Source organism: Pseudomonas sp. SYWMCR5 (genome assembly GCF_057197165.1).
Genome location: NZ_JBXUNH010000004.1, coordinates 310401 through 324014, shown reverse-complemented (window position 1 = coordinate 324014; position 13614 = coordinate 310401). Strand labels below are relative to the sequence as shown.

Annotated in this window: 13 protein-coding genes; 6 read left to right on the top strand and 7 right to left on the bottom strand. The window is 63.8% G+C overall.

Annotated features, from left to right (window positions below; translation table 11 throughout):
- Window positions 1-132 precede the first annotated feature (132 nt).
- The 4 genes from lon (at window position 133) to cmoB (ending at window position 4838) form a co-directional block, all read left to right on the top strand.
- Window positions 133-2553, top strand: coding sequence for an endopeptidase La (gene lon / locus AC2CGW_RS14120; protein WP_186668579.1), 2421 nt, complete (start codon window positions 133-135; stop codon window positions 2551-2553).
- Between the two features lie 104 nt (window positions 2554-2657).
- Entirely contained in the window at window positions 2658-3050 is a 393-nt protein-coding gene (locus AC2CGW_RS14115; RefSeq protein WP_186668581.1) for a protease inhibitor I42 family protein, read from the top strand.
- Between the two features lie 91 nt (window positions 3051-3141).
- The gene (gene cmoA / locus AC2CGW_RS14110; protein ID WP_186668583.1) at window positions 3142-3885 is read left to right on the top strand and encodes a carboxy-S-adenosyl-L-methionine synthase CmoA; all 744 of its coding nucleotides are present in this window, start codon (window positions 3142-3144) and stop codon (window positions 3883-3885) included.
- The gene (gene cmoB, locus AC2CGW_RS14105) at window positions 3882-4838 is read left to right on the top strand and encodes a tRNA 5-methoxyuridine(34)/uridine 5-oxyacetic acid(34) synthase CmoB (protein ID WP_186668585.1); all 957 of its coding nucleotides are present in this window, start codon (window positions 3882-3884) and stop codon (window positions 4836-4838) included. Before cmoA ends, cmoB begins: the two co-directional genes overlap by 4 nt.
- A 72-nt stretch (window positions 4839-4910) precedes the next feature.
- Here the strand turns inward: cmoB and AC2CGW_RS14100 are convergent, their stop codons facing one another.
- Window positions 4911-5114, bottom strand: coding sequence for a hypothetical protein (locus AC2CGW_RS14100; protein WP_186668587.1), 204 nt, complete (start codon window positions 5112-5114; stop codon window positions 4911-4913).
- 269 nt (window positions 5115-5383) lie between these two features.
- Between AC2CGW_RS14100 and AC2CGW_RS14095 the strand changes: the two genes are divergently transcribed.
- Window positions 5384-6058, top strand: coding sequence for a heavy metal response regulator transcription factor (locus AC2CGW_RS14095; RefSeq protein ID WP_186668589.1), 675 nt, complete (start codon window positions 5384-5386; stop codon window positions 6056-6058).
- Window positions 6055-7440, top strand: a complete 1386-nt coding sequence (locus tag AC2CGW_RS14090; protein ID WP_484574186.1) for a heavy metal sensor histidine kinase — start codon at window positions 6055-6057, stop codon at window positions 7438-7440. Before AC2CGW_RS14095 ends, AC2CGW_RS14090 begins: the two co-directional genes overlap by 4 nt.
- A gap of 117 nt (window positions 7441-7557) precedes the next feature.
- Here the strand turns inward: AC2CGW_RS14090 and pdxJ are convergent, their stop codons facing one another.
- From pdxJ to lepA, 6 genes are all read right to left on the bottom strand, one after another.
- Window positions 7558-8283 (bottom strand): pyridoxine 5'-phosphate synthase, encoded by a 726-nt coding sequence (pdxJ, locus tag AC2CGW_RS14085; protein ID WP_484574220.1) that lies wholly within the window; start codon window positions 8281-8283, stop codon window positions 7558-7560.
- Window positions 8284-8344: 61 nt separating this feature from the next.
- The gene (gene recO, locus AC2CGW_RS14080; RefSeq protein WP_186668594.1) at window positions 8345-9028 is read right to left on the bottom strand and encodes a DNA repair protein RecO; all 684 of its coding nucleotides are present in this window, start codon (window positions 9026-9028) and stop codon (window positions 8345-8347) included.
- Window positions 9029-9173: 145 nt separating this feature from the next.
- Entirely contained in the window at window positions 9174-10076 is a 903-nt protein-coding gene (gene era, locus AC2CGW_RS14075) for a GTPase Era (RefSeq protein WP_186668596.1), read from the bottom strand.
- The gene (rnc, locus tag AC2CGW_RS14070) at window positions 10069-10758 is read right to left on the bottom strand and encodes a ribonuclease III (RefSeq protein ID WP_288374473.1); all 690 of its coding nucleotides are present in this window, start codon (window positions 10756-10758) and stop codon (window positions 10069-10071) included. The genes era and rnc overlap by 8 nt, the downstream gene beginning before the upstream one ends.
- A 158-nt stretch (window positions 10759-10916) precedes the next feature.
- Window positions 10917-11771, bottom strand: coding sequence for a signal peptidase I (lepB, locus tag AC2CGW_RS14065; protein WP_054891835.1), 855 nt, complete (start codon window positions 11769-11771; stop codon window positions 10917-10919).
- A 5-nt stretch (window positions 11772-11776) separates the two neighbouring features.
- On the bottom strand, window positions 11777-13576 hold the full coding sequence (gene lepA / locus AC2CGW_RS14060; RefSeq protein WP_186668600.1) for a translation elongation factor 4: 1800 nt from the start codon (window positions 13574-13576) through the stop codon (window positions 11777-11779).
- Between the last annotated feature and the right edge of the window lie 38 nt (window positions 13577-13614).

The following is a 13614-nucleotide window of genomic DNA, read 5'->3' as shown; positions in this document are numbered from 1 at the left end:
CGCGGGCAAGCCCGCGAGCGGTCCGGCACCGGCCGGCAAAGATGAAAGCCTCCCCCTCCTGCCTTCGTCTACCATTGAAACCCATCCCTCCCTGCCCCATCTAAGCACCATAGTCATTCACGCAGGTGCCCCATGAGCGACCAGCAGGATTTCCCGGAACACCCCGACGCACACAGCGAAATCGAACACCTCGAGGCCAAGGCCGAGACCAGCCGCGCCCTTGCCCTGCCCGGCCAGCAACTGCCGGACAAGGTCTACGTGATCCCGATCCACAACCGCCCGTTCTTCCCCGCGCAAGTGCTGCCGGTGATTGTCAACGAGGAACCCTGGGCCGAAACCCTCGACCTGGTCGCCAAGACCGATCATCATTCCCTGGCCCTGTTCTTCATGGACACCCCGCCCGAAGACCACCGCCACTTCGACACCAAGGCGTTGCCGGAGTACGGCACCCTGGTCAAGGTACACCATGCCAGCCGCGAGAACGGCAAGCTGCAGTTCGTCGCCCAGGGCCTGACCCGCGTACGCATCCGCACCTGGCTCAAGCACCATCGACCACCCTACCTGGTCGAGGTCGAGTACCCGCATCAGCCCGCGCAGCCCACCGACGAGGTCAAGGCCTACGGCATGGCCCTGATCAATGCGATCAAGGAGCTGCTGCCGCTCAATCCGCTGTACAGCGAAGAGCTGAAGAACTACCTCAACCGCTTCAGCCCCAACGACCCCTCGCCACTCACCGACTTCGCCGCCGCCCTGACCTCCGCCACCGGCAACCAGTTGCAGGAAGTGCTCGACTGCGTCCCCATGCTCAAGCGCATGGAGAAGGTCCTGCCGATGCTGCGCAAGGAAGTCGAGGTCGCGCGTTTGCAGAACGAGATTTCCGCCGAAGTAAACCGGCAGATCGGCGAGCACCAGCGCGAATTCTTCCTCAAGGAACAGCTCAAGGTCATCCAGCAGGAACTGGGGCTGACCAAAGACGACCGCAGTGCCGACCTCGAACAGTTCGAACAGCGCCTTCAAGGCAAGACCCTGCCCGAGCAGGCTAAAAAGCGCATCGACGAGGAAATGGGCAAACTGGCGATCCTGGAAACCGGCTCGCCGGAATACGCCGTCACACGCAACTACCTCGAGTGGGCTACCGCATTGCCGTGGGGGCAGTACGGCCAGGACAAGCTCGATCTCAAGCATGCACGCAAGGTACTCGACCAGCACCACGCCGGGCTCGACGACATCAAGGAGCGCATTCTCGAGTTCCTCGCCGTAGGTGCCTGGAAAGGCGAGATCAGCGGCTCGATCGTGCTGCTGGTCGGCCCGCCGGGTGTCGGCAAGACCAGCATCGGCAAATCCATCGCCGAATCCCTGGGGCGTCCCTTCTACCGCTTCAGCGTCGGCGGCATGCGCGACGAAGCCGAGATCAAGGGCCACCGCCGTACCTACATCGGCGCCCAACCCGGCAAGCTGGTGCAGGCGCTGAAGGATGTCGAGGTGATGAACCCGGTGATCATGCTCGACGAGATCGACAAGATGGGCCAGAGCTACCAGGGCGATCCGGCCTCGGCACTCCTGGAAACGCTGGATCCAGAGCAGAACGTCGACTTCCTCGACCACTACCTGGACCTGCGCCTGGACCTGTCGAAGGTGCTGTTCGTCTGCACCGCCAACACTCTGGACTCGATCCCCGGCCCGCTGCTCGACCGCATGGAAGTGATTCGCCTGTCCGGCTATATCACCGAAGAAAAGCTGGCCATCGCCAAGCGCCACCTGTGGCCCAAGCAACTGGACAAGGCCGGCGTTGCCAAGACCAGCCTGAGCATCAGCGACGGCGCCCTGCGCATGGTGATCGAGGGCTATGCCCGTGAAGCCGGGGTCCGCCAGCTGGAGAAACAGCTCGGCAAGCTGGTGCGCAAGTCAGTGGTCAAGTTGCTGGAGAGCCCGGACGCCAAGCTCAAGATCGGCACCAAGGACCTCGAGGCAGCACTGGGCATGCCGGTGTTCCGCAGCGAGCAAGTACTGGCGGGCAAGGGCGTGATCACAGGCCTTGCCTGGACCAGCATGGGCGGCGCCACCCTACCGATCGAGGCCACGCGCATTCATACGCTCAACCGCGGCTTCAAGCTCACCGGAAAGCTGGGTGACGTGATGAAGGAGTCCGCAGAAATCGCCTATAGCTATGTCAGCTCGAACCTCAAGCAGTACGGCGGTGATCCAGGCTTCTTCAACGAAGCTTTCATTCACCTGCACGTGCCCGAGGGCGCCACGCCCAAGGACGGCCCCAGTGCCGGCGTAACCATGGCCAGCGCATTGCTGTCACTGGCGCGGGACCAGGCGCCGAAGAAAGGTGTGGCGATGACTGGCGAGTTGACCCTTACCGGGCAGGTGCTGCCGATTGGCGGAGTGCGCGAGAAGGTGATCGCCGCGCGGCGCCAGAAGATTCACGAGCTGATACTGCCGGAAGCCAACCGAGGTGATTTCGAAGAACTGCCCGAGTACCTGCGCGAAGGCTTGACCGTCCACTTCGCCAAACGCTTTGCCGACGTGGCGAAAGTATTGTTCTGATAAACCCAGGGCCCATCGCGATGCCCCGCGATGGGCCCTCACAGGCCCCACACACTCCAGCGCATCGGTTATCCTCAGGGCCATCGTCCGCCTCAGGAGCCATCATGACCTTCTCCCGCCTGCTGCTCCCCCTGAGCCTCAGCCTGCTCGCCGCCTGCGCCCAGCAATCGCGGCAGACCGTCGAGCTGGATGCCGACAGCGAATGCCCCCAACGCCTGCACGTCGGCCAGACCCTGTCGCTGTCGCTGGCCAGCAACCCCTCCACCGGGTATCGCTGGAGCATCAAGGATCCGGCCTCGGGCCTGCTACGCAGCCTCGGCCCGGAAGTCTACAACTCGCCCGAGGAAGCTGGCATCGTTGGAAGTGCCGGTGTCGCCACCTGGCGCTTCCAGGCGGTCAGTGCCGGCGAAGGGCACCTGGTGCTGGTCTACCAGCAGCCCTGGGCCCCGGAAGTCCAGCCCGTGGAAACCTTCGATTGCGCCATCCGGGTGAAATGAACGCGCCACACTGGTCAGCCGGCCATGCATCCTCGGCCCGGTTTGGCTAGAATGCCGCCCCTCGACATCACCCGCTGAATCTGGATCCGCCGTGAGCAAAGACCCCGACCGCCTCTTCGCCCAACCCCTGGAGCAAGTGCCCGACTTCGTCTTCAACGAGGACGTGGTGCGTGTGTTCCCGGACATGATCAAGCGTTCGGTACCCGGCTACCCGACCATCGTCGAAAACCTCGGCGTGCTCGCCGCACGCTTCGCCCAGCCACACACCGCCCTGTACGACCTCGGCGCCTCGCTGGGCGCAGTGACCCAGTCGCTGCGCCGCCACGTGCGCCACGATGGCTGCCGGGTGATCGCCGTGGACAACTCCGCGGCCATGGTCGAACGCTGCCGGCAGTACCTCACCGCCCAGGACTCGATGTTCCAGGAACTGCTGCCGGTGCAGGTGCTCGAGGCCGACATCCTCGCCCTGCCCTTCGAGCCTGCCTCGGTGGTGGCAATGAACTTCACCCTGCAGTTCATCGCCCCGGAGCAACGCCTGGCCCTGCTCGCACGCATTCACCAAGCCCTGCTGCCAGGCGGCGCGCTGATCCTGTCCGAGAAACTGCGCTTCGACGACGAACAGGAACAGGAGCTGCTCAACGACCTGCACCTGGATTTCAAGCGCGCCAATGGCTACAGCGACCTGGAAATCGCCCAGAAGCGCAGCGCCATCGAGCACGTGATGAAGCCCGACACCCTGCAAGCCCACCAGGAGCGCCTGCGCGCCGCCGGCTTCTCGAAAGTCGTGCCCTGGTTCCAATGCCTCAATTTCGCCTCGCTGATAGCCCTGCCATGATCGATCTGTCCCCCCTCGTCCGCCGTCTGGCGGGCACGCCGCTGGCTTCCTGGTCCCAAGGGCTGCAAGCACAACTCGACACCAAGCTGGAAAAAGGCCATGGCGACCTCGAGCGCTGGCGCGGCGCGCTGGATGCGCTGCCGGACCTGACGCCCGAGAAAATCGACCTGGTCGACGGCTTGCGCCTGGACAGCGACTGCGATGCCGCCACCCGCGCCCAGGTACACCAGGCGCTGATGGGGCTTTCGCCCTGGCGCAAGGGGCCGTTCGACCTGTTCGGTGTGCACGTGGATACCGAATGGCGCTCGGACTGGAAGTGGTCGCGGGTCGGCCCGCACCTGAACCTCAAGGGCAAACGCGTGCTCGATGTCGGCTGCGGCAACGGCTACTACCAATGGCGCATGCTCGGCGCCGGTGCCGACATGGTGGTCGGTGTCGACCCGAACTGGCTGTTCTTCTGCCAGTTCCAGGCGGTGCAGAAGTACCTGCCGGAGCTGCCCGCCTGGCACCTGCCCTTCGCCCTGGAAGAGCTGCCCGCCAACCTTGAAGGCTTCGACACCGTGTTTTCGATGGGCGTGTTCTATCACCGTCGATCGCCCATCGAGCACCTGCTGGCGCTCAAGGACTGCCTGGTCAAAGGCGGCGAGCTGGTACTCGAGACCCTGGTGGTCGAAGGCGACGAGCAGCACGTGCTGGTGCCAGAAGACCGCTACGCGCAGATGCGCAACGTTTGGTTCCTGCCGTCGGTGCCCGCGCTGGAGCGCTGGCTGCGCCGCGCCGGCTTCAGCGATGTGCGCTGCGTGGATGTCAGCGTCACCAGCGTCGAGGAGCAGCGCAGCACCGACTGGATGCGTTACCAGTCGCTGGCTGACTTCCTCGACCCGAACGACCATAGCAAGACCATCGAAGGCCTCCCGGCCCCCCGCCGCGCCACGCTGCTGGCGCGCAAATAAAAAAGGCGCCCCGAGGGGCGCCCAAGTTCACCGGCGGCGGGGAGCTGTCGCAGCACCGGTGCCTCACCAAGACTATTCCTTGGCCACCTCACGAGCCGTCTCCTGCGCCTGGCGCTCACGCTTGACCAGCACTTCCTGGCGGTCGCCGAACAGCCGCTGCTGTTCCTTGAGAAATGTATCCACGAACCGCTGCGAACGCTCCGCGCCACCCTCGGCGAAAACGCTGGTGCTGCCCACGGCGAGAATCGCCAGCAGCAGGTATTTGGTCAGGTTCATCGTGCTTGCCTCATGATCACCGTTCAGACAGCGCCATCCTAGCGAGGGGCAGCTAACGCCAAGGTGAGGTGGGCATTACAGTCTTGCAATGTGGTCCTGTGGGCTGTGTTTACCCGCGACGGAGCTCGAACAAGCAGCCAGATGACGCCCGCATTACAAATCGGTTATTTGCGCCGACAACGCGTTCTCATGCCGTAACATCCTGCAGCTTGACCCTAAAGCCCCTACAGGCTTGAGAATCGCGCCCTTTCCACCCCACAGAGGCCCCCATGCGCCTATTGATCATCGAGGACGAACCCCGCACCGCCGACTACCTGCAGCAGGGCCTGCGCGAAAACGGCTACGTGGTCGATTGCGCGTATACGGGCACCGATGGCCTGCACCTGGCGCGCCAGCACAGCTACGATCTGGTGATCCTCGACGTCAACCTGCCAGAGCTCGATGGCTGGGGCGTGCTGCAGCGCCTGCGTGCCGAATCGTCCACTCGGATCATGATGCTCACCGCGCACGGTCGCCTGGCCGACCGGGTCAAGGGCCTGGACCTGGGCGCCGACGACTATCTGCTCAAACCTTTCGAGTTCCCGGAGCTGCTGGCACGAATCCGCAGCCTGCTGCGGCGCAACGATCAGCACCTTCAACCGGACACCCTGAAAGTCGCCGACCTCGAGCTCGACCCCGGCCGGCATCGCGCCTGGCGTGGCGGCCAGCGCATCGACCTCACCGCCAAGGAGTTCACCCTGCTGCACCTGCTGATGCGCCAGAGCGGCGAAGTGCTCTCTCGTACGCAAATCATCTCGCTGGTGTGGGACATGAATTTCGACTGCGACACCAATGTGGTCGAGGTATCGATCCGCCGCCTGCGGGCCAAGATCGACGACCCCTTCGACAACAAGCTCATACACACCTTGCGCGGCGTGGGCTATGTACTCGAGGCTCGCACGTGAAAGGCCGCACCCTGTCGCTGCGCCTGGGGCTTTCGGTCACCCTGATGGGCGCCGCGCTGGTGCTGCTGCTGGCCTGCCTGGCAGTGTTCGCCCTCGACCACGAACTGGACAGCCGCGCCCGTCGCGACCTGGCGCGCAAGATGATGCAAGTCGAGCACAACCTGCGGGTGGACCTGCGCAGCGACGACCTCGGCGCTCGCGCTCATCCCCTGCTCGACCTGGTGATGGGGCACGACAACCTTAGCCTCAATGTGCTGGCAATAAACGGGCGGCATCCGTCGCTGCTGAGCCTGGGCCCGGCGCTCGAAGCACAGGCCTTGCGCCAGCTACCGGCGGGGCAGCAACCAAGATTCACGCAATGGCGCGACAGCGACGGGCGGCAGATCCTCACCGTCACTCAATTGATGCGCCTGCGCGACGACCAGCCGGTGCGGGTGATGATGTCGCTGGACCGCGCCGACGACAATGCGCTGCTCCAGGCCTACCTGAATTCGACCTTGCTGGCGCTGCCGATACTCTTGCTGCTGATCGGCATCGGTGCCTGGAAACTGGTGCAGCGCGGGCTCGACCCCTTGCGCCGGTTCCGCCGCATCGCCGGGCAGATCTGCGCACACGACCTGGCGCACCGCCTGCCGACCAGTGGCCTGCCCCAGGAACTGGCGGAGCTGGCCGGCAGCATCAACATCATGCTCGATCGCCTCGACCAGGGTGTTCGTCAGCTGTCGCAGTTCTCCGACGACCTGGCCCACGAACTGCGCACTCCCATCGGCAACCTGATGGGCAAGGCCCAGGTCACCCTGTCCCGCGAGCGCGACGGCAACCGCTACCGCGAGGCGCTGGAGGACAGCGTCGAGGAACTCACCCGCCTGAACCGCATCATCAATGACATGTTGTTCCTGGCCCAGGTCAGCCAACCCCAGGCGCTGGCCATGCTCAAGCCGCTGTCCTTGGCCGATGAAACCGCACGGGTGATGGCGCTGTTCGACTTCAGCGCCGAACTGAAAGGTATCGAGCTGCGTGCACACGGCTGGGGCACGGCACTGGCCGACCGGTTGATGTTCCAGCGGGCGCTGTCGAATCTGCTGAGCAATGCGATTCGCCATAGCCCGCAAGACCAGGTGATCGAACTGGGCATCGAGCGGCGCCAGGACCAGGTGTGGTTATGGGTGCAGAACCAGGGGCCCGGGATCGACGAAGCGCATCTGGCGCATCTGTTCGAGCGTTTCTACCGGGTCGGCTGTGGGCGCTCGCGACAGGAGGGTGGAACCGGGCTGGGGCTGGCGATCGTGAAGTCGATCATGCAACTGCATGGCGGCCGGGTCGAGGTGAGCAGCCAGGCTCAGGGGCCTACGCGGTTTACCCTGGTGTTTCGGGCGGAATGATGAGGGGGTCACACCGGCCCAATCGCGGGACAAGCCCGCTCCCACAAGTACCCGCTATTCTCATGGACAGCGGGTACTTGTGGGAGCGGGCTTGCCCCGCGATTGGGCCGGCACTGATCAGCGGGAACTGGCCGCCACGATCAGGGCCTTCATCTCTGCCACCGCGGCCTTGAAGCCGACGAACAATGCATGGGCCACCAGCGCATGGCCAATGTTCAGCTCATTGATACCCTTGATCGCTGCCACGGCCTCGACGTTATGGTAGTGCAGGCCATGCCCGGCATTGACGATCAGCCCCTGCCCCACGCCGAAGGCCACACCCTCGACGATACGCTTCAGCTCTTCGGCCACCTCGGTCGGGGTCTGTGCATCGGCATAGCGACCGGTATGCAACTCGATGGCCGGTGCGCCCACGCGACGCGACGCTTCGATCTGCCGCTCGTCGGCATCGATGAACAGCGACACCTCGGCCCCGGTACGCGCCAGGCGTTCCACCGCAGCCTTGATCCGCGCCTCCTGGCCGGCCACGTCCAGGCCACCTTCGGTGGTCAGCTCCTGACGGGTCTCGGGCACTAGGCAGATGTGCGCAGGGCGGATCCTCTCGGCAAAGAGCATCATTTCCTCGGTCACGCCCATCTCGAAGTTCATGCGCGTCTGCAACACGTCCTTGAGCAGCAGCACGTCACGCTCCTGGATGTGCCGACGGTCTTCGCGCAAATGCACGGTGATGCCGTCGGCACCCGCTTCCTCGGCATCCAGCGCGGCCTTGACCGGGTCCGGATAGCGGGTGCCCCGGGCCTGGCGCAGAGTGGCCACGTGATCGATGTTGACGCCGAGAAGCATGCGGTTGCTGTGAGTCACGAAAGGCTCTCCTGAAGATTGAGCCACACAGCATACGACGTGCTCAGCGCTTGCGAAACAGTTCCCGGCTGACCAGCGGCTTGGGCCCCAGGTGAACGGCAAGCGCCTGGCGCATCAGGCGCTTGGCCGCAAGCAGCGCGCCAGGTGCGTCCCAGTCGGCATCGGCCAGGGCCAACAGCTCTGTGCCAATGAACAGACCAGGCTGAAGCAGTTCGACCCGCTCCAGCCCGGCGTCCACCTGGAGTCGGTAGCGCCCCTCGGCGACGACCGCGTCATCGTTCACGTCGTGAGTCAGCGAGAAGGCATAACCCAACTCGTCCAGCAGACGCCATTCGAAGGCGCGCAGCAGCGGCTCCAACGGGCGACCGGCAGCCAGCGCCTCAAGGGTGAGGGTGTAGTGCTCGAACAGTGCAGGGAACGGCGCCTCGGCAGGAAGCAGGCGCATCAGCAACTCGTTGAGATACAGCCCGCTGAACAACGCATCGCCATGCAGCCAGCCGGCAAGGCCGACCGTATCCAACCGACCGACGTTCTTCAACTCGCCTCGCCCGCGCAACTCGACTTCCAGCGGCACGAAGGGGCGCACCGGGCTGCCGCCCTTGCCGCGCGCGCGCCGCAGCACCGCCCGCACACGGCCTTGGGCGGTGAAGAAGTCCACCAACGCGCTGGTTTCCTTGTAGGCGCGGCTGTGCAGGACGTAGGCGGGTTGCGGGGTGGGTTGGTCCATGAGCGGTCACTCGGTCTCAGGCAAAGCGCACACCTGTAGGAGCGGGCTTGCCCGCGAAGAGGCCAGCCCAGGCACCGTGGATGCATGGCACGGGCGTTGCCCGTGTTCGCGGGCAAGCCCGCTCCTACAAGGTGCGCGGCGAGGCTTAGAGGTCGCCGTAACCCAGCGAACGCAGGGCGCGTTCGTCATCGGACCAGCCGCCCTTGACCTTGACCCAGAGGTTGAGCATGACCTTGGAGTCGAACAACACCTCCATGTCCTTGCGGGCCTCGGAACCAATGCGTTTGATACGCTCGCCCTTGTCGCCGATGATGATCTTCTTCTGGCCATCACGCTCGACCAGGATCAAGGCGTGGATGTGCAGCACATGCCCCTGCTGCTTGAATTCCTCGATCTCGACCGTGATCTGGTACGGCAGCTCGGCACCGAGCTGGCGCATGATCTTCTCGCGTACCAGTTCGGCCGCCAGGAAACGGCTGCTGCGGTCGGTGATCTGGTCTTCCGGGAAGAAGTGCTCGTTTTCCGGCAGGTGCTTGGCGATCTGAGCTTCCAGCGCGTCCAGGTTGTGCCCCTGCTGGGCCGAGATCGGCATCACTTCGGCGTTCGGAAGTTGCTCCTGCAGCCACTGCAGATGCGGGATCAGCTCGGCTTTCTCTTCCATGCGGTCGGTCTTGTTGACCGCGATGATGAGCGGGCCAGTGACGTACTGCACACGTTCGAGCACCAGTTGGTCCTCATCGGTCCAACGGGTGCGGTCGACCACAAAGATCACCACGTCGACATCCTTGAGGGCTGCCGAGGCGTTGCGGTTCATGTAGCGGTTCAAGGCCTTGTCGTTGGCCTTGTGCATGCCGGGGGTGTCGACGTAGATCGCCTGCACGTCACCTTCGGTCTTGATGCCGAGCATGTTGTGACGGGTGGTCTGCGGCTTGCGCGAGGTGATCGCCAGCTTCTGCCCGAGGATGTGGTTGAGCAGCGTGGACTTGCCCACGTTGGGGCGGCCGACGATGGCCACGTAACCGCAGCGGGTCGGATTGTTCTCAGTCATTGCCATTCTCCACGCCCAAGGCGATCAGTGCGGCGGCAGCGGCGACCTGCTCGGCGATACGCCGGCTCACGCCCTGACCGCGGCTCTTGTTGTTTAGCAGCACCACTTCGCATTCGACGAAGAAGGTGCGGCAATGAGGTTCGCCCTGGATATCCACCACTTCATAACGCGGCAGCTCGCAGGCACGCGACTGCAGGTATTCCTGCAGGCGCGTCTTGGGGTCCTTGTTGGTGTCGACCAGGGTCAGCCCATCGAACTCACCGGCCAACCAGGCCAGGATGCGCTCGCGGGCAGTCGGCATGTCGGCGTCCAGGTAGATCGCGCCGATCAGCGCTTCGAGGGCGTCGGCAAGAATGGACTCGCGGCGAAAACCACCGCTCTTGAGTTCACCCGAGCCAAGGCGCAAGTAGTCGCCCAGGTCGAAGCCACGGGCCAGGCGGGCCAGGGTTTCTCCTTTGACCAGGCGAGCGCGCAGGCGCGACAACTGGCCTTCGCGAGCCTGCGGGAAACGCTCGAACAGCGCCTCGCCAGCCACGAAATTGAGAATCGCATCGCCGAGAAACTCCAGGCGCTCGTTGTTGCGCCCGGCGTAGCTGCGGTGCGTAAGTGCCAGGAGCATCTGATCCCGGTCTTTGAAGGTATAGCCGAGCTTGCGCTCCAGGCGTTCGAGGGAAGCGCTCATGCAGCCACCCCTTCGTTGTTAAACGCGTTCAAATCAACATCCTGAAAGACTGTTTGGCTGTGTCACGCCGTCATGCAGCGGCGAATTTACCCATCCCTGAGAACACAGCCTATGTCAGAAATGCATTCGGCGCTGTCTGTGGACAGCGCCGAGGGGTATCAATGGATCAGACCGACCCGTGACAGGTTGGGGAAGTGGCTGAGCTTGGGCTCGGGCCAGCTCATCCAGACCGCAAAGGCCTTGCCGACGATGTTACGGTCCGGGACCATGCCCTGCAGCTCGCGCGGGATACTCGGGTCGTCCCAGTAGCGGCTGTCGTTGGAGTTGTCGCGGTTGTCGCCCATCATGAAGTAATGGCCAGCCGGCACGGTCCACTGCTGGTCCGGCGGCATGCGATAGCGGCTCATTTCCTTGCGGATCAGGTGCTCGGCTTCGCCCAGCTTCTCCTTGTACAACTCGGCGCTACCCAAGGATCCGGCTTCGGTGCCCACCAGTTGCTCAGCGACCAGCTGGTCGTTGACGTACAGGTGCTTCTCGTTGGTGTAGCGGATCCGGTCGCCCGGCAGACCGACCACACGCTTGATGTAGTTGACGTTCGGGTCGCTCGGGTAGCGGAACACCATGACGTCACCGCGCTGCGGGTCACCGACCTCGATGACCTTCTTGTCGATCACCGGCAGGCGGATACCGTAGGAGAACTTGTTCACCAGGATGAAATCGCCCACTTCCAGGGTCGGCTTCATCGAACCCGACGGAATCTGGAAGGGTTCGACCAGGAACGAGCGCAGCACCAGCACGATGAACAGTACCGGGAAGAACGACTTGCCGTACTCGACGAGCAACGGCTCCTTGTTCAGGCGCTCGACCACCGCGACCTCGGGCTGGCTGACGCTGCCCTGGTAGTTGGCGATCGCCGCTCGCCGGCGCGGGGCCAGGAACAGCAGATCGATCAGACCCAACAGGCCGCAGACAGCGACGGCGATGACTAGCAACAGCGGGAAATTTAGCGACATAGGACCTAGCTATCCAACCTGAGCACAGCGAGGAAGGCTTCCTGTGGGATCTCCACGTTGCCCACCTGCTTCATGCGTTTCTTACCGGCCTTCTGCTTCTCCAGCAGCTTCTTCTTACGGCTGACGTCACCGCCATAGCACTTAGCCAGTACGTTCTTTCTGAGCGCCTTGACAGTGGTCCGCGCAATGATCTGGCCGCCGATAGCTGCCTGGATCGCCACGTCGAACATCTGCCGAGGAATCAGTTCCTTCATCTTCTCGGTCAACGCACGGCCTTTGTAGGCCGCGTTGTCACGATGCACGATCAATGCCAGGGCATCGACCTTGTCGCCGTTGATCAGCACGTCCAGCTTGACCAGGTTGGCCGACTGGTAGCGATCGAAATGATAGTCCAGCGAAGCGTAGCCGCGGCTGGTGGATTTGAGCTTGTCGAAGAAGTCCAGCACCACTTCGTTCATCGGCAGGTCGTAGCGCACCTGTACCTGGCTGCCGAGGAACTGCATGTCACGCTGAACGCCACGCTTCTCGATGCACAGGGTGATGACGTTGCCCAGGTGCTCCTGCGGCACGAGGATGGTCGCCGTGACGATCGGCTCGCGGAAGTCCGCGACCGCCGAGACATCCGGCAGCTTCGACGGGTTGTCGACGACGATGGTTTCGCCGGTCTTGAGCTCCAGCTCGTAGATCACGCTCGGTGCGGTGGTGATCAGGTCCAGGTCGTATTCGCGCTCGAGGCGCTCCTGGATGATCTCCATGTGCAGCATGCCGAGGAAGCCGCAACGGAAGCCGAAGCCCAGAGCGTCGGAGCTTTCCGGCATGTACTGCAGCGACGAGTCGTTGAGCGTCAGCTTCTGCAGGGCGTCGCGGAAGTCCTCGAAATCGTCGGAGCTGACCGGGAACAGGCCGGCGTACACCTGCGGCTGGATCTTCTTGAAGCCAGGCAGCACCTCGACCTCGGGGGTCGAGGACAGCGTCAGGGTGTCGCCGACCGGCGCGCCGTGAATGTCCTTGATGCTGGCGATGATGAAGCCCACTTCGCCAGCCTTGAGGTCGGCGGTCTGGGTGTGTTTCGGGGTGAAGACACCGACGCTGTCGACCAGGTGCACCTTGCCGGTGGACTTGACCAGGATCTTGTCGCCCTTCTTGACCCGGCCCTGGCGCACACGCACCAGCGACACGACGCCCAGGTAGTTGTCGAACCAGGAGTCGATGATCAGCGCCTGCAGAGGGGCGTCGATCTCGCCTTCTGGCGCGGGAATGGTCTGCACCAGGCGCTCGAGCACCTCGTCCACGCCCATGCCGCTCTTGGCACTGCAGGCCACGGCTTCGGTGGCGTCGATGCCGATGATCTTCTCGATCTCGTCCTTGACGCGGTCCGGATCGGCCTGGGGCAGGTCCATCTTGTTCAGTACCGGCATGACCTCGAGGCCCTGCTCGATGGCGGTGTAGCAGTTGGCGACCGACTGCGCCTCGACGCCCTGACCGGCATCGACCACCAGCAGCGCGCCCTCGCACGCGGCCAGCGAACGCGAGACTTCGTAGGTGAAGTCGACGTGGCCGGGGGTGTCGATGAAGTTCAACTGGTAGGTTTTGCCGTCCTGCGCCTTGTAGTGCAGGGTGACGCTGTGGGCCTTGATGGTGATACCGCGTTCACGCTCGAGGTCCATGGAGTCGAGGACCTGGGCCTCCATTTCGCGCGCCGACAGGCCACCGCACATCTGGATGAAACGGTCGGCCAGCGTCGACTTGCCATGGTCGATGTGGGCGATGATGGAGAAATTGCGGATATGACTCAAATCACTCACGGGTCAACACTCGAAAAGGCTGCGAGCCGGACGCCCGC